The sequence below is a fragment of the Pseudonocardia spirodelae genome, from assembly GCF_037727765.1.
GTDB classification, from domain to species: domain Bacteria; phylum Actinomycetota; class Actinomycetes; order Mycobacteriales; family Pseudonocardiaceae; genus Pseudonocardia; species Pseudonocardia spirodelae.
This window is the reverse complement of the sequence record NZ_JBBJUP010000006.1, coordinates 239,585-262,204: the sequence shown is the minus strand read 5'-3', so window position 1 is coordinate 262,204 and position 22,620 is coordinate 239,585. Positions and strand designations below refer to the sequence as shown.

Sequence of the window (22,620 nt, the reverse complement as noted above, 5' to 3'; positions counted from 1 at the left end):
GCTGCAGGCCTTCGTGACCCTGCCCGTGCTGCTGCCCATGCTGGGCGCGGCGACCAGCGTCGTCGTCAGCCGGCGCGCCTCGGCGCAGCGCGTGATCGGCGTGGTCACCCTCGCACTGGTGTGCGTCGTCGCCGGGGTGCTGCTGGTGTCGGCCGACGCGAACGGCCCGATCGTCGCCGAGCTGGGCGGCTGGCCCGCGCCGATGGGCATCGTGCTGGTCGCCGACCGCATGTCGGCGCTGCTGCTGCTGATCTCCACGCTGGTGACGCTCGCGGTGCTCGTGTACGCCATCGACCAGCGCATCTCCGACTACGGCCGGGAGACGGCGAGCACGACCTTCCACCCGATCTTCCTGCTGCTCTCGACGGGGGTGTCGCTGGCGTACCTGACCGGTGACCTGTTCACCCTGTTCGTCGCGTTCGAGATCATGCTGGCGTCGAGCTACGTGCTCATCACCCGGCGCACGTCGGCGTCGCGGATCCGCTCCGGCATGACCTACGTGATCGTCTCGCTGACCTCGTCGCTGCTGTTCCTCACCGCGGTCGGGCTCGTCTACGCCGCGACCGGCACGGTGAACCTGGCCGACCTCGCCGGGCGGATGGGCGCGCTGCCCGAGGGGCTGCGCGCGGTGCTGGCGCTGGTGCTGATCGTGGTGTTCGGCATCAAGGCGGCGATCGTGCCGCTGCACTTCTGGCTGCCCGACAGCTACCCCAACGCCCCCGCCCCGGTGACGGCGCTGTTCGCCGGCCTGCTGACCAAGGTCGGCATCTACGCGCTGCTGCGCACCCAGACGCTGATCTTCCCGCAGGACAGCCCCTCGACGCTGCTGCTGGTGATCGCCGCGGTCACGATGGTCGTCGGCGCGCTCGGCGCCGTCGCCCAGGACGACCTCAACCGGCTGCTGTCGTTCCTGCTGGTCAGCCACATCGGCTTCATGGTGTTCGGGCTGGCCCTGCACACCCCCGACGGCATCGCCGGGACCGGGCTCTACGTGGTCCACCACATCACCGTGCAGGCGACGCTGTTCCTGGTCAGCGGGTTGATCACCCGCCGGACGGGGACCGTGTCGATCTCCCAGATGGGCGGGCTCGCCCAGCAGGCCCCGCACCTCGCGGTGCTGTTCGCGGTCCCGGCCATCACCCTGGCCGGCCTGCCCCCGACCTCGGGGTTCGTCGCGAAGCTCGCGCTGCTGCAGGCGGGCGCGGGGGCCGGGGTGCCCGGTGAGCTGGTCGCCGCGGTCGTGGTGCTGGCGAGCCTGCTGACCCTCTACGCCGTGGCCCGGGTCTGGGTGCGCGTCTTCTGGGGTGCGCCCAAGGAGCCGCTGGCCGACGACGACCCGAACGACGAGCTGGTCGTCGGCACCGCCCGCAGCGCGCGCGGCATGTACGTGGGTGCCGCCTCGCTGGTGGGGGTGAGCGTGGTCATCGCGCTGTTCGCGGGCCCGCTGTCGGGCGTGACCGCACGGGCCGGGCAGGACCTGCACGACCGGCGCGGCTACACCGACGCGGTGCTCGGCCCCGGCGCCGGGACCGGCCCCGCCGCCACCGTCTCCGCCACCGGCCGCCCCGGCGACCTCGACGGCGAGCTGACCGTCCGGACCGCGGGTGGCGACGCCGGCGGCCCGCCCGGCGGCGGGCCGGTCCCGGCCGCCGCACAGCCCCTGGAGGTGGGCCCGTGACCGCCCGCGACCCCGACCGCCCCGGGACCGGTCCCGCCGACCCCGACGTCGAGGGCCCCGCCGGGACCGGGGGCACCGACGGCGTCGGCGCGTCGCCGGAGGCCCGCCGGGACCAGGAGATGGGCGCCGCCGAGGCCGGCGACGCCCCCGATCCCGACCACGGCCGTACCCCGGCCCGGGTGCCGCCGCCGGTGCCCGACACCGAGGCCGAGCCGCTGGGCGGCTCCGCCCGTGGCGGCAGCGTGCGCCGGCGCATCCCGCAGGTCCTCGCGCTGGCCCTGGTGTGGGTGCTGCTGTGGGGCAGCCTGGCCCCGGCGACGATCGTCGGCGGCGTGCTCGTCGGGATCGTGGTGACGGCGGTGTTCCCGCTGCCGCTGCTGCCCGAGCGCCTGCCGTTCCGGCCGTGGCAGGTGCTGCGGCTGCTGGCGTTCCTGGCCGTCGACCTCGTCGTCTCCGGGGTCCGGGTCAGCATGGTGACCCTGCGGCACGGCCCGCGGGCCCGGTCCGGGATCGTCGGGCTGCCGCTGTGCACCGCCTCGGACCGCACCGCGACCGTGATCGTCGCGGCCTGCGCGCTCTCGCCCGGCAGCTTCACCCTGCAGATCGACCGCGCCCGCGGTCGCTGGTACGTCTACGCGCTCGGCCTGCACCGGCCCGGGGCGGTCGAACGGGTCCGCCGGGACATGATGCGGCTGCAGCGGCGCGTCGTCGACGCCGTCGGCAGCGACGCCGACCGCGCCCGCTGCGCCGGTGCGCTCGCCGCCGTGACCGGCGGCGCGGGCGGGGGGAGGGAGGACCGATGACGGTCGTGTACACCCTGGTCCTGGTCATGCTGACGGCCGCGGCGGCGCTCACGCTGTGGCGGCTGCTGCAGGGCCCGACCACGCTGGACCGCATCGCGGCCCTGGACGTGTTCGTCGTGCTGATCGTGGCCGCCGCCGCGGTGTACGCCGCGATCTACTCCGACGGGTCGAACATCCCGCTGCTCGCGGCCGTCGCGCTGATCGCGCTGGTCGGGTCGGCGACGGCGGCCCGCCTGGTCGAACGATGGGAGCGGCACCGCTGATGGGCCCCACCGGACCGATGATCGCCGACGTCGTGTCGGCCGCGCTGATGCTCGCGGGCGGGCTGTCCTGCCTGCTCGGGGCGCTCGGGCTGGTCCGCCTGCCGGACCTGCCCGCCCGGCTGCAGGCGACGACCAAGCCCCAGACCCTCGGGCTGCTGCTGATCCTGCTCGGGGTCGCGGTCAACCTGGAGTTCGAGAACTCCTCCACGCTGGTCCTGGTCGTGCTGTTCCAGGTCCTGACCGCGCCGGTGATCTCGCAGGTCGTGGGCCGCTCGGCGTACCGCAGCGGGGCGATCGACCGCGGCTCGCTGGTCGTGGACGACCTGGGCGAGGCGATGGACGCCGACTCCCGCGCCGCGCGGGCGTCGCGGACGGGTCAGCCGCCGTCGCCGCGCGCGGGCGGGGAGCCGTCCGGGCCGGAGTCCTCGCGCAGCGTCGACGGCGTCGACGGGGCACCCGAGCGGTAGGCCGCGTGCCCGACCGCGAAGCTGGCGATCGGGATCGTGAACAGCTGCAGCGCGACGGCCACGGCCAGGGTGGCCAGCACGCCCGGCTCGGGCACCAGGATCCCCACGCCGACCAGCACGGCGACGATCCCGAGCCCCGCGGCCTTGGTGACGGCGTTGGTGCGGTTGTAGACGTCGGGCAGCCGCAGCAGCCCGACCGCCCCGGCCGCGATCAGCAGCACCCCGGCGCCGACGACGATCCCGCCCACGGTGTTCTGCACGGGCCCGCCGGTGAGGACCGCGGCCGCCGGCGCGCTCACGAGTCCGCCCAGATCAGCCGGGCCACCGCGACCGTGGTCAGGAACCCGACCAGGGTCGCGACGACGACGAGGTCGAGCATCGCCGTCGAGCCCAGCCGCAGCGCGAACAGCGCGACCAGCGCGACGACGACCACGAAGCCGTAGTCGACGGCGAGCCCGCGGTCGGCGGCGGTGGGCCCGGTGAGCACCCGCCCGATCGCGGCGAGCAGGCCGAGGGCCAGCACGACGATGCCGGCGTCGAGCAGCAGGGCGGTCATGTGGTCTCCACCGGGGCGTCGGTGCCGGGGTCGCGGTCGACGACGCCCGGGGTCGGGCGGCGCAGGAACGCCAGCAACCGGTCCTCCATCTCGTGCACGCTCGCCCGCAGCTGCTCCGGGTCCGACGCGTGCATCCCGTGCACGGTCAGCACCGGGCTGCGCGAGCCGGTGGTCAGGTCCAGGGCGAGGGTGCCGGGCGTCAGGCTGAGCAGGCTCATGATCGTCGCGAGCTCGACGGCGCTGCGCGAGCGCAGCCGCACCCGGACCACCGCGGGGTCGATCGCGTGGCCGGGGGTGAGGACCTCCCGCAGGACGACGGCGTTGGCGCGGAAGAACTCGCCGGTGAACCACACCAGGAAGCCCGCCGCGGCCCGCGGGCGCCCGCCGCGGCCCGGTGCGCGCCGGCGGGTGGTCACGGTGCCCCCACCGCCGTCGCCCAGGCGCCGGCGTCGGCGAGGCCCTGCGCGGCGACGCCGGCGACCGCGAGCAGCGGTTCGGCCCACAGCCCGAGCAGCAGGCTCAGCCCGCCCAGGGCGAGCGCCGGGACGACGGCGCGGACGGGCACCCGCAGCGCGACCACCGTCCCGGTCCCGCCGCCGGGGTCCGGCGCGGGTTCCGGGCCGCCCCAGAACGCGCCGTTCCAGATCTTGAGCATCGACAGCAGGGTGAACACGCTGACCCCGATCGCGACGAGTGCTGCGGTGAGCCGGCCGGCCTCGACGGCCCCAACGACCAGGGCGAGCTTGCCGACGAACCCGGACAGCGGCGGGATGCCGGCCAGCGACAGCGCCGACACCGCGAACGCGGCCGCGGTGGCCGGGTTGCGGGCGGCGAGCCCGCCGAGCCGGTCGAGTGCGTCGGTGCCGACGTGCTGCTCGACGGCGCCGGCCACCATCAGCAGGGCCGCCTTGACCAGCACGTACTGCACCAGGAAGTAGATCGCCGCGGCCAGCCCGGCGGGGGTGGAGATCGCCAGGCCGAGCACGATGTAGCCGATCTGGCTGACCATGTGGAAGGCGAGGATCTGGCGCATCCCGCCCGCCCCGACCGCGCCGAGCACGCCGACGACCATCGTCAGCAGGGCCGCGACGAGCACGACCGGCAGGAAGCGCGGGTCGCCGTCGTAGACCACGGAGTAGACCCGGAACAGCGCGTACACGCCGACCTTGGTCAGCAGCCCGGAGAACAGCACGGTGACCGCGGCGGGCGCGGCGGTGTAGGCGCGCGGCAGCCAGTTGTGCAGCGGCACCAGCGCGGACTTCACCGCCAGCGCCAGCAGGACCACCGCGGTCGCGGCGGCCAGCGCCGGGTCGGCGACGGCGCGCCCGGCGAGGTCGCCGAGCGACACGGTGCCCGCGACGCCGTAGACCAGGCCCAGCCCGGCCAGGAACACCGTGGAGGCCAGCAGGTTCACCGTGAGGTAGAGCCGGGAGGCGGCGATCCGCTCCGGTCCGCGGCCGGTCGCGATGAGCACGTAGCTCGGCACGAGCATGACCTCGATGAACACGAACAGGGTGAACAGGTCCGCGGTCAGGTAGGCGCCGTGGACGCCGGCGAGCAGCAGCAGCGACTGCGGCAGGAAGGCCCGGTCGGTGTCGGCGTCGTTCAGCGCGGCGAACGCCAGGCAGGCGAGCCCCAGCACACCCGTGACGGTCAGCATGATCGTGCCGAACGCGTCGGCGGCCAGCGGGATCGCGATGCCCGCCGGCCAGCCGCCGAGCCGCTGCACGACCACCGCGCCGCCGGAGGTCGCGGCGAGCAGCACCGCCGACACCGCCGTCGTCGCGGCCACGGCGGTGAAGGCGACGGCCCGCCGGGCCGCCATCGGCAGCAGGAACGGCCCGCCGCCGCCCGGGGGGCGGGCGGTGAGCAGGATCAGGACCCCGGCCGCCGCGAGCGGGACCAGCACCGGTGCGACGACGAGCGCCTGCAGCCCGGTCACGACGCGTCCTCCCCGCCGGTGGCGCGCCGGTACGGGTCGGGCTGGGTGCCGTCGTCGTCGGTGTCACCGGCCTTGAGCAGGGCGAGCAGGTACACGGTGATCGCGAAGGCGATGACGATCGCGGTGAGGACGAACGCCTGCGGCAGCGGGTCGGCCATCTGCGCCCGGTCCTGCTGCCCGAGCAGGGCGGGCTCGCGGGCCGCCATCCCGCCCGCGGAGATGATCAGGACGTTCACCCCGTGCCCGAGCAGCACGAACCCGAGCACCACCCGCAGCAGCTCGCGCTGCAGCACCAGGTACACCCCGCCCGCGACGAGCACGGCGACGACGACCGCGGCGGTCACCGCGCGTCCCCCGTCCGCGCCGGGAGCGAGCCGGTGCGGGCCCGCCCGCCGATCCGGTCGGTCGCGGCCACGATCAGCCCCACCACCATCAGGTAGATCCCCAGGTCGAACACGAACGACGACAGCAGCACCCCGCCGGGCAGGTACACCGGCGTCAGGAACGGCAGGCCCAGCGGGTACACCGCCAGCCCGGTGAGCAGGCTCAGCAGCAGCCCGGACCCGACCAGCGGCTCGGGCCGCAGCCGCAGCGCCCACGAGTCGCCGCGGTGGGCCAGGCGCAGGAACACGATCGCGATCCCGCCGACCAGCGAGGAGACGAACCCGCCGCCCGGCTCGTCGTGGCCGCGCCAGAGCAGGAACAGCGACATCGCGAGCATCAGCGGGGCCAGCACCCGGCTGGCGACCCGCATGACGACGGTGTCGGCCGGCCCGTCGGTCGCGACCCGCTGCTGCGGACCGGCGCCGTCGGCGCCCGCCTCGGAGCGCCGGATCAGCACCAGCAGCCCGAGCGCGGCCGCCCCGACGACGACGGCCTCGCCGAAGGTGTCCATGCCGCGGAAGTCGACGAGGATCGTGTTCACCACGTTCGTCCCGCCGGTGGCGGCCTCGGCGGTGTCCAGGAAGTACGTCCCGACCTCCGACGGGCCGCGCCGCCCGGTCAGGGCGAGCGTCGCCGCCCCCAGCGACAGCCCGGCCGCGACGGCGGTGAGCGCGGCGGGGACGCGCCGCCACCGCGCCGGGCGCCGCAGCCGGACCCGGCGCCCGCGCAGCACCAGCACCGCGACGACGGTCGTGAGCACCTCGACCAGCAGGAGGGTCATCGCGACGTCCGGGGCGCCGGCCAGCAGCAGCCACAGCGCCGTCGCGAGGCCGCCGAAGCCGGTCAGCGCGAGCGCGGCGAGCACCGAGCGGGTCCTCGCCGCCCCGGCGACGGCCGCCGCGACCAGCACGACCACCACCCAGTCCAGCGGGCCGGTCACCGGCGCCGGGTACGGCGGCAGCGCCGGCAGGAGCAGCCCGGCCGCGACGGCGAGCACCGGCAGCGCCAGCACCGGGCGGACCAGGACGGCCGCGGGCGACGGGTCGGTGTCGGGCCGCCCGACGAGCCCGCCCAGGGCGATGACCCGGGCGCGCAGCCGGTCGAACACGGCGGCGCCGTCGGGGACGGGCATCCGCTGCAGCAGCCGGTCGACCCGGTCCCGCCGGTGGAACAGCGCGAACCCGGCGGCGATCGTCAGCACGGACAGGACGAGCGCGGCCCCGAACCCGGGCCACAGCACGAACGTGACCGGCTGGCCGCCGGGGTCCAGGTCGCGGGCGGCCCGGTCGGTCAGCGGGTTCAGCACGCCGACGGCCGGGCCGAGCACCACACCGAGCAGCGCGGCGAGCGCGGCCGGGGCGAGGAAGGAGAACCGCGGCTCGTACAGGCCGGGCTGGCGCAGCGTCCCGCCGAAGGCGCCGTGCACGATCCGCGCCGAGTAGGCGAACGTCAGTGCCGACGCGAGGACGGCGGCGACGGCCGCGACCGGCCCGGCGCCGGGCGCGAAGTCGGCCTCCAGGAAGCCCTCGTAGAGGTTCTCCTTGGACACGAACCCGAGCAGCGGCGGCACCCCGGCCATCGACAGCGCGGCGAGCGCGGTGAGCGTCGCCGTCACCGGCATGACCTTCCGCAGCCCGCCGAGCTCGCGGACGTCGCGGCTGCCCGCCTCCTTGTCGATGATCCCCACCAGCATGAACAGCGTCGCCTTGAACAGCGCGTGGGCGAAGGTGTGCAGCACGGCCGCGGACAGCGCGTACTCGGTGCCGACGCCGATCGCCGCGGTGAGCAGGCCCAGCTGGCTGACCGTGGAGTGCGCGAGGATCGCCTTGAGGTCGTGCTCGCGCAGCGCCAGCACCGCGCCCAGCACGGCGGTCAGCAGCCCCAGCGTCACCAGCACCGCCGACCAGGCGACCGACGGGTTGAAGATCGGGGTGACGCGCATCAGCAGGTAGATGCCGGCCTTCACCATCGTGGCCGCGTGCAGGTAGGCGCTGATCGGGGTCATCGCGATCATCGCGCCGGGCAGCCAGAAGGTGAACGGCAGCTGCGCGGACTTCGTGGCGGCGGCCAGGACCAGCAGGGCGCCCGCGGGCAGCGCGAGCGGGCTCGCCAGCACGGCGCCGGGGTCGGCGAGGATCACCGACAGGTCGGTCGAGCCCGCGGCCACGCCCACCATCACCACCGCGCCGAGCAGCGCGAAGCCGCCCGTCGCCGTCACCACCAGCGCCCGGCCCGCCGGTGCCGCCGCGGCCGGGCCCGCGGTGTTGACCAGCAGGAACGACAGGACGGTGGTGAGCTCCCAGAACACGTAGAGCAGCACCAGGTCGTTCGCGGTGACCAGCCCGACCATCGCGGCGGCGAACCCGGTGAGCAGCCCGTAGACCGTGCCGACCGGGTAGTGGGTCTCCAGGTAGCGCGGGCAGTAGGCCATGACGAGGGCGCCGACGCCGAGCACGATCGTCACGAACAGCAGCGACAGGCCGTCCATCCGCAGGCTCAGCGTGATGCCCAGCGACGGCATCCAGTCCGCCCGCGCGGTCGGGACCGCGCCGCCGACGATCTCACCGGCGGCGGTGTTGGCGAGCACCGCCAGTGCCGCCAGGCCCGCCGCGAGGGGGTAGCCGGCGTTGCGCCCCAGCAGGCGGGCGAGCACCGGCGCCAGCAGGGCCAGCGCCACCGCGCCGAGGAGGGTGACCAGGGGGATCACCGGAGAGCGCCTCCGTCCGGGGCCGTCGGGTGCACGCACCCCGATCTTGGTTCGACCGCTTTCTACCCGGTGCGCGCGGTTTCCACACGGCCCGCCGGGGAAACGTCAGGGGGTTGCGCGACGCAGCGGAGCCCCGGGCGTGGCGGTGCCCGGCGGGTTCGTACCCTCGCGGTGTGCCTCTGTACGCGCTCGGTGACGCCGAACCGGACATCCACCCGACCGCCTACGTCCATCCGGACGCCGTCGTCATCGGGAACGTGACGATCGGCGCGGAGTCGACGGTGTGGCCGACCGCGGTGCTGCGCGGCGACGACGGCCGGATCTCCGTCGGCGCCCGCTCCAGCATCCAGGACGGGTCGATCATCCACACGACGCTGCGCGAGCCGACCGTCATCGGTGACGAGGTGACCGTCGGGCACAACGTGCACGTCGAGGCGGCCACGATCGGCAACCGGGCGCTGATCAGCTCCGGCTCGGTCGTGCTCAACGGCTCCCGGATCGGGGAGGGCGCGATCGTCGCCGCCGGTGCGGTCGTCTCGCCGAACGCCGAGGTGCCCGCGTACCGGATGGCGCTCGGCGTCCCGGCCCGGGTCCGCGACGGCTACGAGGTCCCCGCCGACCGGTGGCGGCACGCCGTGGAGTCCTACGTCGACCGCGGCCGCCGGTTCCGGTCCGGGCTGCGGAAGCTGGAGGGCTGATGGCCAGGCCGTTGCACGAGGTCGTCGAGGCCGGGTGGGCGCAGGCCCTGGAACCGGTCGCGGACACGATCGCCACGATGGGCGACTTCCTGCGCGCCGAGATCGGCGCCGGGCGTCGCTACCTGCCCGCCGGGGCGAACGTGCTGCGCGCGTTCCAGCAGCCCTTCGACGCGGTGCGGGTGCTGATCGTCGGGCAGGACCCGTACCCGACGCCGGGGCACGCCGTCGGGCTGTCGTTCTCGGTGGCGCCCGAGACCCGGCCGCTGCCGCGCTCGCTGCAGAACATCTTCCGCGAGTACGCCGAGGACCTCGGTCACCCCGCGCCGTCCTCGGGGGACCTGACGCCGTGGACCGAGCAGGGCGTGCTGCTGCTCAACCGGTGCCTGACCGTCGCGCCCGGCGAGCCCGGCTCGCACCGCAACAAGGGCTGGGAGGAGGTCACCGAGCAGGCGATCCGCGCGCTGGTGGCCCGCGACGCCGAGCCGATGGTGGCGATCCTGTGGGGCCGCGACGCCCGCAACCTCGCGCCGCTGCTGGAGGACGTGCCGACGGTCGAGTCGGCGCACCCGTCGCCCATGTCGGCCGACCGCGGGTTCTTCGGCTCGCGGCCCTTCAGCCGGGCCAACGACCTGCTGGAGGAGATCGGCGGCGAGCCGGTCGACTGGAAGCTGCCCTAGGCACGCGGGCGTCCGGGCTGGCTAGGCTGGAGCGGGTGGACGACCCGGGGGACATGCGCATTTCCGACGCCGACCGCGAGGCGGCCGCCCGGCGGCTGCACGACGCGCTCGGCGAGGGCCGCATCACGCTGACCGAGCTGGAGGAACGGCTCGACGCCGTCTACGCGGCCCGCACGGCCCGCGACCTGGTGCCGCCGCTGGCCGACCTGCCCGGCGGGCTGCCGCCGTCGGTGGCGGTGGGGGCGCCCGTCGCGCCGGCGTCCGGTGACCGGGTGCACCTGCGCGCCGGGGCCGGGACGATCAAGCGCACCGGTGACTGGCAGGTGCCCTCGGCGCTGCGGCTCACCTCGTCGATGGGCACGATCCACCTGGACCTGTCCGAGGTGCGGTCGCTGCCGCCGCGCATCGACATCGAGGTGTCGCTCGGCATGGGCGAGGTCGTGCTCGTGCTGCCCGACAGCGGCACCGCCGACGTCGACGGGGTCCGCTCGTCCTGGGGCGAGGTGACCACGCGGGTGCCCTCGGCCCCCGGCGCCGCCGGGCCGCACGTCGTGCTGCACGGCAAGGTCGGGATGGGGTCGGTCACCGTGCGCGGCGCGCGCCGCGGCTGGTGGAAGTCGGTCCTGGGCTGAGGCCGCCGGGCCCGACGACGACGAAGGCCCGGTCCCCTCGCGGGGGCCGGGCCTCGATCGTGGTTCGGGTCTCGCGCACTCAGACGCGGGTCACCTTGCCCGCCTTCAGGCAGGAGGTGCAGGCGTTGATCCGGCGGCGGTTGCCGCCGTTGATCGCGGCGCGCACCGTCTGGATGTTCGGGTTCCAGCGGCGGTTGGTGCGGCGGTGCGAGTGCGAGACGGACATGCCGAAGCCCGGACCCTTGCCACAGACGTCGCAGACGGCAGCCACGTCGGACACTCCTCGGGTTGACGAACAGAAACACGAAGCCCGGGCGTGCCGGGGCTCGGCCGTCAAGTCTAGCCAGCCCCGTGTCGCGACCGGCGCGCGGGGCCGTCCGGCGCCGCCGCGACCGCTCCCGCACCTAGTGTGGACCCCGTGGCCTCGCCGTTCGACCCCGCGCTGCTGCGCCGCTGGATCGACGCCGCCGCCGAGCGGCTCACCGCCGGGCGGGCCGAGATCGACCGGATCAACGTGTTCCCGGTCGCCGACCACGACACCGGGTCGAACCTGCTGCTGACCGCCCGCGCGGCCGCCTCCGCCCCGCTCGACGCCGGCGCGCCACCCGGGGCCGACGGCGCGGCCGACTCCGGCCCGGTCCGCGCGGCCGCCGCGCTCGCCGCCGCCGCGGTCCGCGGGGCCCGCGGCAACTCCGGGCTGATCCTGTCCCAGCTGTTCCGCGGCCTGGCCGAGGAGCTGGAGGCGGCGGCGTCGCGGCGCCCCGCGACGCCGGCCGGGGAGCTGCTGGCCGGGGCGCTGCGCCGGGCGGCGGCGCTGGCCGCGGTCGCGGTCTCCGCGCCGCGCCCGGGGACCGCGCTGACCGTGCTCGACGCGGCGGCGGCGGCACTGGCGGCCCGGGTCGCGGCCGGCGCGGCGACCGGTCCGGCGCCCGTCGCGCCGGGCGGGGAGCCCGCCCCCGGGGGCCCGGACGCGGCGCCCGCCCCGGTCCGTGGCGAGCGCCCGGCCCCGGTCGCGACGTCGGCGCTGGCCGAGGCCGCCCGGGTCGCGGCCGACGCGGCCCGCGCCGCGCTCGCGCGCGCCACCGGGCGCCCGCCGGAGCGGGTGCGCGCCGGGGTCGTCGACGCGGGCGGTCTGGGGCTGGTCGTCGTGCTCGACGCGCTGGTCGCCGCGGCCGGGGGCGAGCCGGGCCCGCTGCCGCCGTCGCGGGTGGGGCCGGAGGGCCCGTCGTCCACGGTGACCGCGGACGGCGTGCTGGTGCCGTGGGTGCCGCAGCCGGTCTACGAGGTCACCTACTGGCTCGCCGACCCCGGTGCGGCCGCGCTGGAGACGCTGCGGGCGCGGCTCACCGGGCTCGGCGACTCCGTCGGCGTCGCGGGGGACGGGGCGGGCGGGGTGATGGTGCACGTCCACACCACCGAGGCCGGGCCCGCGGTGGAGGCGGGACTGGCGGCCGGGCGGCCGTCGTCGATCCGGGTGGAGGCGCTGCCGCCGACCACGCCGCCGCGCGGGCGCGCGGTGCTGCTGATGATCGAGAGCCCGGGGGCGGGCGCGCTGGCCCGGGAGGCGGGCGGCGACGTGCTCGTCGCCGAGCCGGACCCCACCGTGGACGAGGTGCTCGCCGCGATCCGCGCGACCGGCGCCGCGCACGTCACCGTGCTGCCCTGCGCGGCGCACCGGCGCACGGTGGCCGAGACCGCCGCCGGGCGCGTCCGGGCCGAGGGCATCGACGCCGTGGTCGTCCCGACGACGTCGGTGCTGCAGGGACTGGCCGCGCTCGCCGTGCACGACCCGGACCGCCGGGCCCCCGACGACGTCGTCGCGATGGCCGAGGCCGGCGCCGCCACGCGCACCGGCGGGCTGCAGGTCGCCGAGGCCGAGGCGCTCACCTGGGCCGGTCCGTGCCGCCCCGGTGAGATCCTGGGCCTGTCCGACGGCGAGGTCGTGCTGATCGCCCCGGATCTCGCTGTCGGTGCCCTGTGGTTGGCTCACCGCATGCTCACTCCGGGCGGGGAACTGGTGACCGTGCTGCTGGGCTCGGCGGCCGCCGACGAGCTGGGCGAGCGGTTCGCCGAGGACCTGCGCCGCACCCACCCGGAGGTCGACGTCGTGGTGCACCGCGGGGAGCAGGGCGACTTCCCGCTGGTGCTGGGAGTGGAGTAGATGGACGGGTTCGACCTCGACAGCCGGCTCGACGGGCCGCTCGGGCGCAAGGCGGCCGACGCGCTGGAACCGCTCGGGCTCAGCACGGTCGGCGACCTGCTGCGGCACTACCCCCGCCGCTACGTCGACCGCGGGCGGCTCACCGAGATCGCCGGGCTCGTCGCCGGCGAGCACGTCACCGTGGTCGCACAGGTGGCCCGGGCCGAGCTGCGCGAGATGCGCAACCGGCGCGGGAAGATGCTCAAGGCCGTCATCCGCGACGAGTCCGGCGGTGAGCTCGACGCCACCTTCTTCAACGGCTGGAAGCTGCAGGGCTTCGTCAAGCCGGGTGTCGTCGGGGTGTTCTCCGGCAAGGTCGGGGTGTTCAACAACCGGCTGCAGCTCACCCACCCGCAGTTCGAGGAGATCGACGAGACCGACTCGCTGCGGCCCTTCCTGTCGGTCTACCCGGCCAACGCCAAGGTGACCTCGCAGGCCATCGCCCGGTCGGTCCGCCAGGTGCTCGAGCAGATCGACGACCCGACCGACCCGCTGCCGGCGTCGCTGCGCGAGCGGGAGAAGCTGCCCGAGCTGGGGCGGGCGCTGCGGCGCATCCACGTGCCCGAGACCGAGGCCGACCTGCACGCCGCCCGGCACCGCCTGGTGTGGGACGAGGCGCTCGGCGTGCAGCTGGCGCTCGCGCTGCGCCGCGAGGCCGCCGTCGCGCGCCCGGCCCCCGTCTGCCCCGTCCGCGACGACGGCCTGCTCGCCGCGTTCGACGCCGACCTGCCGTTCCCGCTCACCGAGGGCCAGCAGGAGGTGGGCGCGCAGATCGCCGCCGACCTGTCCCGCGCGCACCCGATGAACCGCCTGGTGCAGGGCGACGTCGGCGCGGGCAAGACGATCGTCGCGCTGCGGGCGATGCTGCAGGCCGTCGACGCCGGCACCCAGGCCGCGATGCTCGCCCCCACCGAGGTCCTCGCCGCCCAGCACGCCCGCTCGCTGCGCGCGATGCTCGGCGCGCTGGCCCGCGGCGGCGAGCTGGGGGCGGCCGAGCACGCCACCGCGGTGACCCTGCTGACCGGCTCGATGGGCGCGAAGGCCAAGCGGCAGGCGCTGCTCGACGCCCAGTCCGGCGCGGCCGGGATCGTCGTCGGCACCCACGCGCTGATCCAGGACACCGTCGGGTTCGCCGAGCTCGGCCTGGTCGTGGTCGACGAGCAGCACCGCTTCGGGGTGGAGCAGCGCGACGCGCTGCGCGCCCGCGGCGAGAAGGCCCCGCACATGCTGGTGATGACGGCGACGCCGATCCCGCGCACGGTCGCCATGACCGTCTACGGCGACCTCGCCGTCTCCGAGCTGAAGGGGCTGCCGAAGGGCCGCTCACCGGTGTCCACCACCGTCGTCCCGCTGGCCGAGCACCCCGCCTGGATCGAGCGGGTCTGGCAGCGCGTGCGCGAGGAGGTCGAGGCCGGCCACCAGTGCTACGTCGTGTGCCCGCGGGTCGGGGGCACCGACAAGGAGGACCCCGACGCGACCGAGCCGCCGCCCGAGGACGACGGGTCCGAGCGCCGCCCCCCGCTGGCGGTGCTCGACATCGCGCCGCTGATCTCGGAGAAGCTCGCCGGGCTGCGGATCGGGATCCTGCACGGCAAGCTCCCGCCCGAGGAGAAGGACGCGGTGATGCGCTCCTTCGAGCGCGCCGAGCTGGACGTGCTCGTCGCGACCACGGTCATCGAGGTCGGCGTCGACGTCCCCAACTCCACCGGCATCGTGCTGCTCGACGCCGACCGGTTCGGCCTGTCCCAGCTCCACCAGCTGCGCGGGCGCGTCGGGCGGGGCAGCGCGCCCGGGCTGTGCCTGCTGGTCACCGACATGCCGGCGGCCACCGCGGCGCGCGAGCGGCTCGACGCGATCGCCTCCACGACCGACGGTTTCGAGCTCGCTCGCCTGGACCTGGAGCTGCGCCGCGAGGGCGACGTCCTCGGGACCGGCCAGTCCGGCTCGCGGTCGGGGCTCAAGCTGCTGTCGCTGCTGCGCCACGGCGAGGTCATCGAGAAGGCGCAGGTCCACGCCCGCCACCTCGTCGCCGAGGACCCGGGGCTGGCCGCGCACCCGCGGCTGCGCGACCTGGTGGGGGAGACCCTGGGCGACGAGGAGCGCGCCGCCTACCTCGACAAGTCGTGACCCCCGCCGGTCACGGGCCGGGCAGCTCGCCGCGGGCGGCGGCGTCGAGCCGCGCGCGGGCGCGGCGGGGCAGCTGCATCCGCCCCGATCGTTCGAGCCGGTCCAGCTCGGCGCGGGCGCGGCCGTAGGCGGCGAGGCGCTCGGGCTCGGAGTCGGAGTCCCGGGCGGTCGTCAGCAGCTTCACCACCCGCTCGACGGTGCGCCGCTCCCCGGGGTCCAGCCCGGCGAGCCGGATGCGGTCGGCGGCGTCGACGGCGGCGGTCCAGGCCCGCCGGGCGGCGGCGACGGCGCGGACGTGGCGCCCCGCGTGCGGCTCGCCGGGGTAGCCGTCGGTGTCCAGGGCCTGGGCCTCGGCGAAGGCGTCGACGAACCGGGCGGTGGAGGGGACCGTCGTGTCCGACAGCGCGGGCCGGCGCAGCACGGCGAGCGGGTCCGACTCGTGGGCGAGGAAGTCCGCGCCCAGGCGCTGGAACTCCGCCCGGGCCCGGCGCCAGGCCTGCTCGGCGGCGACCGCCTCGTCGGACAGGGGCGCGGGCGCCGGGGCATCCGGACCGGGGCGCGACCCCACCGCGGGCGGGCCGGCGTCGGGGCCGCGCTCGGCACGCAGCCGGCGGTAGGCGCCGATCACCGCCATCGTCAGCAGCGCGATCGTCAGCAGCTGCACCACCAGGGCCGCCACGGCCACCCCCCGCCCGCCGGGCTCGCGCACCGGTGCGGTGCGTGCCTCCACGGTGCCCCAGGAGTCCGGTCCGTGCCAGCGCGTCCGGGGCGGGCGGGACGGCGCGGCCCGGCCGTCCCGCTCCGTGGACGTCCCGTCCCGTGCGGTGGTCGGGACCGTGTCGCCCGTGCCAGGATCACGCGTCCGGTCCCGGGGAACCCCCACGGCGATCGGGCGTTCGTCGCCGATCGTGATGAGGAGTCCGATGTTCCGCAAGGTGCTGGTGGCCAACCGGGGCGAGATCGCCATCCGGGCGTTCCGGGCCGCGTTCGAGCTGGGTGTCTCGACGGTCGCGGTGTTCCCGCACGAGGACCGCAACTCGCTGCACCGGGCGAAGGCCGACGAGTCCTACCAGATCGGCGAGCCCGGGCACCCGGTCCGCGCCTACCTCTCGGTCGAGGAGGTCATCCGGGCCGCGAAGAAGGCCGGCGCCGACGCGGTGTACCCCGGCTACGGCTTCATGTCGGAGAACCCGGACCTCGCGCGCGCCTGCGCCGAGGAGGGCATCACCTTCGTCGGCCCGCCGACCGAGGTCCTGCACCTGACGGGCAACAAGTTCCGCGCCGTCGCCGCCGCCCGCGAGGCCGGTGTGCCGGTGCTGGAGTCCAGCGACCCGTCCGACGACGTCGACGAGCTGCTCGCCGCCGCCGAGAACATCGACTTCCCGATCTTCGTCAAGGCCGTGGCCGGGGGCGGCGGGCGCGGGATGCGCCGGGTCACCGAGCCCGGCGACCTGCGCGACGCCATCGAGGCCGCGAGCCGGGAGGCGGAGTCGGCATTCGGCGACGGCACCGTGTTCCTGGAGCAGGCCGTGGTCAACCCGCGCCACATCGAGGTCCAGATCCTCGCCGACGCCGACGGCAACGTCGTGCACCTGTTCGAGCGCGACTGCTCGGTGCAGCGCCGCCACCAGAAGGTCGTCGAGATCGCCCCGGCGCCGAACCTGGACCCGGAGCTGCGCGACCGGATCTGCGCCGACGCGGTGAACTTCGCCACGCAGATCGGCTACGTCAACGCGGGCACCGTGGAGTTCCTGCTCGACGAGCGCGGGCAGCACCACTTCATCGAGATGAACCCGCGCATCCAGGTCGAGCACACCGTGACCGAGCAGGTCACCGACCGCGACCTGGTCATCGCCCAGCTGCGGATCGCGTCGGGCATGACGCTGCCCGAGCTGAACCTCACCCAGGACGAGATCACCCTGACCGGCGCGGCGATGCAGACCCGCATCACCACCGAGGACCCGGCCAACGAGTTCCGCCCCGACGTCGGCACCATCTCGGTCTACCGCTCCCCGGGCGGTCCCGGGGTGCGCCTGGACGGCGGCACCGTGCACGTCGGCGCCGAGGTGTCCGCGCACTTCGACTCGATGCTGGTCAAGCTCACCTGCCACGGCCACGACTACGCCAACGCCGCGCGCCGCGCCCGGCGCGCCATCGCCGAGTTCCGGATCCGCGGGGTGTCGACGAACCTGCCGTTCCTGGCCGCGGTGCTGGAGGACCCCGACTTCAAGCAGGGCCGGGTCACCACGTCGTTCATCGAGGAGCGCCCGCACCTGCTCAAGGCGCGCCCGTCGGCGGACCGCGGGTCGCGGATCCTGCAGTACCTGGGCGACGTCACGGTCAACCAGCCCAACGGGGCGCGCCCGGTCGTCGTCGAACCGGTCGAGAAGCTGCCCACCGGGGTGGACCTGGAGCAGCCCGTCCCGGACGGCTCGGCGCAGCTGCTGCGCGAGCTGGGCCCGGAGGGCTTCGCGGCGCGGCTGCGCTCGCAGACCGCGGTCGCGGTCACCGACACCACCTTCCGCGACGCGCACCAGTCGCTGCTCGCCACCCGCATCCGGACCCGCGATCTGGTCGCGGTGGCGCCCTACGTGGCGCGCACGATGCCGCAGCTGCTGTCGCTGGAGTGCTGGGGCGGCGCGACCTACGACGTCGCGCTGCGCTTCCTGGCCGAGGACCCGTGGGACCGCCTCGCCGCGATCAAGGCCGCGGCGCCGAACATCTGCACCCAGATGCTGCTGCGCGGGCGCAACACCGTCGGCTACACGCCGTACCCGACCGAGGTCACCGACGCCTTCGTGCAGGAGGCCGCGGACACCGGGATGGACATCTTCCGGATCTTCGACGCCCTCAACGACGTCTCCCAGATGCGTCCGGCGATCGAGGCCGTCCGCGCCACCGGAACCGCGCTGGCCGAGGTCGCGCTCTGCTACACCGCCGACCTGTCCGACCCGGGCGAGAAGCTCTACACCCTCGACTACTACCTGAACCTGGCCGAGCAGATCGTCGAGGCGGGCGCGCACGTGCTCGCGATCAAGGACATGGCCGGGCTGCTGCGACCGCCCGCGGCCCGCACCCTGGTCACGGCGCTGCGCGAGCGGTTCGACCTGCCGGTGCACCTGCACACCCACGACACCGCCGGCGGCCAGCTCGCGACGCTGATCGCGGCGATCGACGCCGGGGTCGACGCCGTCGACGGCGCGGTCGCCTCGATGGCCGGGACGACGAGCCAGCCGTCGCTGTCGGCGCTGGTCGCCGCCACCGACCACACCGACCGCGCGACCGGGCTCTCGCTCACCGCGGTCGGGGACATGGAGCCGTACTGGGAGGCGGTGCGCAAGGTCTACGCGCCGTTCGAGTCCGGGCTCGCCAGCCCGACCGGGCGCGTCTACCACCACGAGATCCCCGGCGGGCAGCTGTCCAACCTGCGCCAGCAGGCGATCGCGCTGGGTCTGGGCGACCGCTTCGAACTGATCGAGGACTGCTACGCCGCCGCGGACCGGATGCTGGGCCGGCTGGTGAAGGTGACGCCGTCGTCGAAGGTCGTGGGTGACCTCGCGCTGCACCTGGTCGGCGCCGGCGTCGACGCCGCGGACTTCGAGAAGGACCCGGCGAGCTTCGACATCCCGGACTCGGTCATCGGGTTCCTGCGCGGTGAGCTGGGCTCGCCGCCCGCGGGCTGGCCGGAGCCGTTCCGGACCCGCGCGCTGGAGGGCCGCAGCCCCGAGGCGGAGAAGGCGGAACTGTCCATCGAGGACCGCCGCGGGCTGCGCGACGAGCGTCGCCGCACGCTGAACCGGCTGCTGTTCCCCGGCCCGACGAAGGACTTCGACAGCCACCGCGAGCAGTACGGCAACACCGCGGTGCTGTCGTCGAAGGACTTCTTCTACGGGCTGGAGGAGGACCTCGAGCACACCGTCGAGCTGGAGCCCGGCGTCACGCTGATCATCGAGCTGGAGGCGGTCTCCGAGCCCGACGAGCGCGGCTACCGCACCCTGCTCACCACCCTGAACGGGCAGCTGCGCCCCGTCGCGGTGCGTGACGAGTCCGTCGCCACCGAGGTCAAGGCCGCGGAGAAGGCGGACAAGGGCGACGACGCGCACGTCGCCGCCCCGTTCGCCGGGGTCGTGACGCTGCAGGTCGGCGAGGGCGACACCGTCGACGACGGCCAGACCGTCGCCACCATCGAGGCCATGAAGATGGAGGCGTCGATCACCGCGCACCGTGCCGGCACCGTGAAGCGCCTGGCCATCGGCGAGGTGCAGCAGGTCGAGGGCGGGGACCTGCTGGTCGAACTCGACTCGTGAGTACCTTCCGGTGTTCCGACACCGGATTCCCCTCACGAGCGCCGGAGGCGCCATGACCAGGCTGATCGCCGGGGCCGCCGGGGGCCGGCGCCTGACGGTGCCGCCCTCCGGCACCCGGCCCACCTCGGACCGGGTGCGGGAGGCGCTGTTCTCCGCGCTCGACCACGACCCGGGCCTCGACGGCGCCGCCGTGCTCGACGTGTGCGCCGGCTCCGGGGCGCTCGGGCTGGAGGCGCTGTCGCGGGGGGCCGTCGACGCGGTGTTCGTCGAGTCCGACAAGCGGGCCGCAGCGGTGCTGCGACGCAACCTCGCCGCCGTCGGGCTGGGGGGCGCGGTCGTCGCCGGCCGGGCGGGCACGGTGCTGGCCGGTCCGGCGCCGCGGGCGTTCGACGTCGTGCTCGTCGACCCGCCCTACGCCGTCACCGACGCCGAGATCGCCGGCTGGCTGACCGGCGCCGCCGAGCACGGCTGGCTCGCGCCCGCGGCGGTCGTCGTGGTGGAGCGGGCGAAGTCCTCCGGGGACTTCGCCTGGCCCGCCGGGTTCGAGCCGGGCCGGGCCCGGCGCTACGGCGACACCGTCCTGCACCACGGCCACGCCCCGTCCCGCGCGCCCACCTCCTGATCGGCCCTGCGCTGACCCGGGCCTGCGGTGACCCGGGCCGCGCCGATCCGGGCCGCGCCGATCCGGCCTCCCGCTGACGAGCGTGCCCTGATCGGGCCGTGCCGACCGGCTTCCGCCGGGCCGCGTCGGATCGGCACGCGTCGATCCGGCTCGGCGGGGCCGATCGGTGCCCGTCCCGCGCGCAGATCCCTTGTTCGCGCGCTGATCCGTGGTTCGCGCGTGCTGTGGCGCGTGCGGGGGCCGGATCAGCGCGCGAGCGGGAGATCATGGTGGTGCCGGGCCGGTGGCCGGTGGTGTGCGGGATGCGGCTCCGCGGGTGCGTGCCGGGGGGCGATGGGCGCGTGGGCGCGCGCGGGGTGTCGTCGGGTTGTGGTCGGCGTGCGCGTGCTGATCCGTCGTTCGCGCGCTGATCCGTGGTTCGCACGTGCTGTGACGCGCGCGCGGTCGGGATCAGTGCGCGGCGGGGGATCACGGTGGTGGGCCGTCCGCCGACCGACGGGGCGGGCCGGCGGTGGGCGGCGCGGAGCGGGGACCGGGTGATCACCGGCTGATAGGTTCCGCGCATGCCCGAGGTCCGTCGTGCCGTCTGTCCCGGTTCCTACGACCCGCCGACGGTCGGGCACCTCGACGTCATCGCCCGCACCGCGGCCCTGTTCGACGAGGTCTGGGTGGCGATCCTGGTCAACCCGCGCAAGGAGGGCCTGTTCGACGTCGACGAGCGGGTCGCCATGCTGACCGAGATCACCGCGGACCTGCCCGGGGTGCGGGTGGAGTCCTTCCAGGGGCTCGTCGTCGACTACTGCCGCGAGCGCGGCGCGCAGGCGCTGGTCAAGGGCCTGCGCGGCGCCACCGACTACGACTACGAGCTGCCGATGGCGCACATGAACCGGCACCTCACCGGCGTCGAGACGCTGTTCCTGCCCGGCGCGCCCGGCCAGGTCTACGTCTCCAGCTCGCTGGTGAAGGAGGTCGCCCGCGGCGGCGGCGACGTCACCGCGTTCCTGCCACCGAGCGTGCACGCGCGGTTGCAGCAGCGACTCGCCGGCTGACGCCCGTCCCGTGTGGGGGTCACCCGGACGGAACTTGACACGCGGGTACGACGCCGAATGACCGGTCCGCGCCGGTGGCGGTGAGAGGATCCGTCGCGTGTACCGGGTCTTCGAGTCGCTGGATGCGCTGGTGACGATCGTCGAGGAGGCGCGCAGCGTCCCGATGACGTCGAACTGCGTCGTCCCGCGCGGCGACGTGCTGGAGCTCCTCGACGACGTCCGCGAGGCGATCCCCGGCGAGATGGACGACGCCCAGGACGTCCTCGACCGGCGCGACGAGGTCGTGTCCGAGGCCGAGCGCGAGGCCGAGGAGACCCGGACCGCGGCGAGCTCGGAGGCCGAGGAGACGCTGCAGAACGCGCGCACCGAGGCCGAGCGGCTCGTCGCCGAGGCCCAGGAGGAGGCCGCGCGCACCCTGGCCGAGGCCCGTCACGAGGCCGAGCGCGCCGTCGCCGAGGGCCGCCGCCAGTACGCCGAGCTCACCGACCGCGCCCGCGACGAGGCCGAGCGGATGAGCCACGCCGGGCGCGCCGCGCACGACCGCCTCATCGCCGACGGGCAGAACGAGCAGACCCGCCTGGTGTCCCAGACCGAGGTGGTCCGCTCCGCGCACGCCGAGGCCGGCCGGATCACCGACGGCGCGCACGCCGAGGCCGACCGGCTGCGCCGCGAGTGCGACGACTACGTCGACACCACCCTCGCCGAGCTGGAGACCACGCTGAACAACGCGCTCGGCGTCGTCGGGCGCGGGCGCAGCCAGATCTGGCGCGGCCAGTACGGACCCGGCTACGGCAACGGCCGCCCGGAGCCGGGCCGGACCGGCACCGGCATGGACCTCATCGACTGACCGCCCGGCCGCCGCTCCACCGGCCACCGCTCCACCGGCCGCCGCGCTGCCGACCCCGGTTCCGCCCGGCAGCGCGCCGCCGCGATCGGTCCTGCACGCCGCCGCGATCCGCTCGGGGCGCCGCGGCCCGGCCCGGCGAGGCCCCCGATCAGCCCTGCGCGGCGGCCCACTCCGCGACGCGGCGCTCGCTCTCCTCCGGCGACAGGTCCTCGACCCGGGTCATCACCGCCCAGCGCACCCCGTACGGGTCGACGACCGAGGCGAAGCGGTCCCCGGACACGAAGGTCGACAGCGGCTCCCGCACGGTCGCACCGGCCTCGGCGAGCACCGCGACGGCCGCGTCGGCGTCCGGGACGTACACGGCCAGCGACAGCGACACCGGGTGGTCACCGGCCGGCGCGGCCACCAGGCCGAAGCCGGGCATCGCGTCGGACACGGTGAAGCGCCCCGAGGTCAGCTCCAGCTCGGCGTGCCCGACGAGCCCGCCCATCTCGGTGACCGACAGGACCCGCGCGCCGAACGCGGCGCCGTAGAGTGCGATCGCCTCGCGCGCGGGGGAGGCGACCACGTGCGGGGTGATCGACGTGAACCCGTGCGGGCGCCCGTCGGTGGTGTGGGTGCCGGTGGCTGCGGCGACGTTCTCCCTGGTGAGATCCATGTG

Annotated in this window: 22 protein-coding genes; 13 read left to right on the top strand and 9 right to left on the bottom strand. The window is 75.6% G+C overall.

Annotated features, from left to right (window positions below; all coding sequences use genetic code 11):
* Position 1 precedes the first annotated feature (1 nt).
* Genes WJX68_RS09900 through mnhG (WJX68_RS09885) form a run of 4 tightly spaced genes read left to right on the top strand, consistent with a single transcriptional unit; the run spans position 2 to position 3,211 of the window.
* Positions 2–1,678: a Na+/H+ antiporter subunit D gene (locus WJX68_RS09900; protein WP_340288586.1), complete on the top strand. Its 1,677-nt coding sequence runs from the start codon at positions 2–4 to the stop codon at positions 1,676–1,678.
* On the top strand, positions 1,675–2,481 hold the full coding sequence (locus tag WJX68_RS09895) for a Na+/H+ antiporter subunit E (RefSeq protein ID WP_340288459.1): 807 nt from the start codon (positions 1,675–1,677) through the stop codon (positions 2,479–2,481). The genes WJX68_RS09900 and WJX68_RS09895 overlap by 4 nt, the downstream gene beginning before the upstream one ends.
* Positions 2,478–2,744: an MrpF/PhaF family protein gene (locus WJX68_RS09890; protein WP_340288457.1), complete on the top strand. Its 267-nt coding sequence runs from the start codon at positions 2,478–2,480 to the stop codon at positions 2,742–2,744. The genes WJX68_RS09895 and WJX68_RS09890 overlap by 4 nt, the downstream gene beginning before the upstream one ends.
* Positions 2,726–3,211: a monovalent cation/H(+) antiporter subunit G gene (gene mnhG, locus WJX68_RS09885; protein ID WP_340288454.1), complete on the top strand. Its 486-nt coding sequence runs from the start codon at positions 2,726–2,728 to the stop codon at positions 3,209–3,211. The genes WJX68_RS09890 and mnhG (WJX68_RS09885) overlap by 19 nt, the downstream gene beginning before the upstream one ends.
* Here mnhG (WJX68_RS09885) and mnhG (WJX68_RS09880) read toward each other — a convergent pair.
* Genes mnhG (WJX68_RS09880) through mbhE form a run of 6 tightly spaced genes read right to left on the bottom strand, consistent with a single transcriptional unit; the run spans position 3,121 to position 8,800 of the window.
* Positions 3,121–3,510 (bottom strand): monovalent cation/H(+) antiporter subunit G, encoded by a 390-nt coding sequence (gene mnhG, locus WJX68_RS09880; protein WP_340288451.1) that lies wholly within the window; start codon positions 3,508–3,510, stop codon positions 3,121–3,123. The two genes, mnhG (WJX68_RS09885) and mnhG (WJX68_RS09880), sit on opposite strands and share 91 nt — an antisense overlap.
* Positions 3,507–3,767, bottom strand: a complete 261-nt coding sequence (locus WJX68_RS09875) for an MrpF/PhaF family protein (protein ID WP_340288449.1) — start codon at positions 3,765–3,767, stop codon at positions 3,507–3,509. The genes mnhG (WJX68_RS09880) and WJX68_RS09875 overlap by 4 nt, the downstream gene beginning before the upstream one ends.
* A complete protein-coding gene (locus WJX68_RS09870; protein WP_340288446.1) occupies positions 3,764–4,183 on the bottom strand; it encodes a Na+/H+ antiporter subunit E in 420 nt (139 codons plus the stop codon). The genes WJX68_RS09875 and WJX68_RS09870 overlap by 4 nt, the downstream gene beginning before the upstream one ends.
* A complete protein-coding gene (locus WJX68_RS09865; RefSeq protein ID WP_340288443.1) occupies positions 4,180–5,709 on the bottom strand; it encodes a proton-conducting transporter transmembrane domain-containing protein in 1,530 nt (509 codons plus the stop codon). Before WJX68_RS09865 ends, WJX68_RS09870 begins: the two co-directional genes overlap by 4 nt.
* Positions 5,706–6,053 (bottom strand): sodium:proton antiporter, encoded by a 348-nt coding sequence (locus tag WJX68_RS09860; protein ID WP_340288440.1) that lies wholly within the window; start codon positions 6,051–6,053, stop codon positions 5,706–5,708. The genes WJX68_RS09865 and WJX68_RS09860 overlap by 4 nt, the downstream gene beginning before the upstream one ends.
* Entirely contained in the window at positions 6,050–8,800 is a 2,751-nt protein-coding gene (mbhE, locus tag WJX68_RS09855) for a hydrogen gas-evolving membrane-bound hydrogenase subunit E (protein WP_340288437.1), read from the bottom strand. The genes WJX68_RS09860 and mbhE overlap by 4 nt, the downstream gene beginning before the upstream one ends.
* 173 nt (positions 8,801–8,973) lie before the next feature.
* Here mbhE and WJX68_RS09850 point away from each other — a divergent pair, with 173 nt between their 5' ends.
* The 3 genes from WJX68_RS09850 to WJX68_RS09840 are packed head-to-tail and all read left to right on the top strand — an operon-like array spanning position 8,974 to position 10,807.
* On the top strand, positions 8,974–9,498 hold the full coding sequence (locus WJX68_RS09850) for a gamma carbonic anhydrase family protein (RefSeq protein ID WP_340288435.1): 525 nt from the start codon (positions 8,974–8,976) through the stop codon (positions 9,496–9,498).
* Positions 9,495–10,175 (top strand): uracil-DNA glycosylase, encoded by a 681-nt coding sequence (locus tag WJX68_RS09845; protein ID WP_340288583.1) that lies wholly within the window; start codon positions 9,495–9,497, stop codon positions 10,173–10,175. Before WJX68_RS09850 ends, WJX68_RS09845 begins: the two co-directional genes overlap by 4 nt.
* Positions 10,176–10,210: 35 nt before the next feature.
* On the top strand, positions 10,211–10,807 hold the full coding sequence (locus WJX68_RS09840; RefSeq protein ID WP_340288433.1) for a DUF1707 SHOCT-like domain-containing protein: 597 nt from the start codon (positions 10,211–10,213) through the stop codon (positions 10,805–10,807).
* A 79-nt stretch (positions 10,808–10,886) separates the two neighbouring features.
* Here WJX68_RS09840 and rpmB read toward each other — a convergent pair whose 3' ends face one another.
* On the bottom strand, positions 10,887–11,078 hold the full coding sequence (rpmB, locus tag WJX68_RS09835) for a 50S ribosomal protein L28 (protein WP_010239613.1): 192 nt from the start codon (positions 11,076–11,078) through the stop codon (positions 10,887–10,889).
* A 147-nt stretch (positions 11,079–11,225) separates the two neighbouring features.
* Between rpmB and WJX68_RS09830 the strand changes: the two genes are divergently transcribed.
* Both WJX68_RS09830 and recG read left to right on the top strand, forming a co-directional pair.
* The gene (locus WJX68_RS09830; RefSeq protein WP_340288414.1) at positions 11,226–12,968 is read left to right on the top strand and encodes a DAK2 domain-containing protein; all 1,743 of its coding nucleotides are present in this window, start codon (positions 11,226–11,228) and stop codon (positions 12,966–12,968) included.
* The gene (recG, locus tag WJX68_RS09825) at positions 12,969–15,134 is read left to right on the top strand and encodes an ATP-dependent DNA helicase RecG (protein ID WP_340288411.1); all 2,166 of its coding nucleotides are present in this window, start codon (positions 12,969–12,971) and stop codon (positions 15,132–15,134) included.
* 10 nt (positions 15,135–15,144) lie between these two features.
* On the opposite strand, the gene WJX68_RS09820 is transcribed toward recG, so the two are convergent.
* The gene (locus WJX68_RS09820; RefSeq protein WP_340288408.1) at positions 15,145–15,864 is read right to left on the bottom strand and encodes a hypothetical protein; all 720 of its coding nucleotides are present in this window, start codon (positions 15,862–15,864) and stop codon (positions 15,145–15,147) included.
* Positions 15,865–16,057: 193 nt separating this feature from the next.
* Between WJX68_RS09820 and WJX68_RS09815 the strand changes: the two genes are divergently transcribed.
* The 4 genes from WJX68_RS09815 to WJX68_RS09800 all read left to right on the top strand — a co-directional run bounded on the left by WJX68_RS09815 (position 16,058) and on the right by WJX68_RS09800 (position 21,959).
* Positions 16,058–19,441: a pyruvate carboxylase gene (locus WJX68_RS09815; protein WP_340288406.1), complete on the top strand. Its 3,384-nt coding sequence runs from the start codon at positions 16,058–16,060 to the stop codon at positions 19,439–19,441.
* Between the two features lie 52 nt (positions 19,442–19,493).
* Positions 19,494–20,063: a 16S rRNA (guanine(966)-N(2))-methyltransferase RsmD gene (rsmD, locus tag WJX68_RS09810; protein WP_340288403.1), complete on the top strand. Its 570-nt coding sequence runs from the start codon at positions 19,494–19,496 to the stop codon at positions 20,061–20,063.
* 563 nt (positions 20,064–20,626) lie between these two features.
* A complete protein-coding gene (gene coaD / locus WJX68_RS09805; RefSeq protein ID WP_340288400.1) occupies positions 20,627–21,112 on the top strand; it encodes a pantetheine-phosphate adenylyltransferase in 486 nt (161 codons plus the stop codon).
* Between the two features lie 97 nt (positions 21,113–21,209).
* Positions 21,210–21,959, top strand: coding sequence for a DivIVA domain-containing protein (locus WJX68_RS09800; protein ID WP_340288397.1), 750 nt, complete (start codon positions 21,210–21,212; stop codon positions 21,957–21,959).
* A 148-nt stretch (positions 21,960–22,107) separates the two neighbouring features.
* Here WJX68_RS09800 and WJX68_RS09795 read toward each other — a convergent pair whose 3' ends face one another.
* Positions 22,108–22,617 (bottom strand): VOC family protein, encoded by a 510-nt coding sequence (locus tag WJX68_RS09795; protein ID WP_340288394.1) that lies wholly within the window; start codon positions 22,615–22,617, stop codon positions 22,108–22,110.
* Positions 22,618–22,620: the final 3 nt, after the last annotated feature.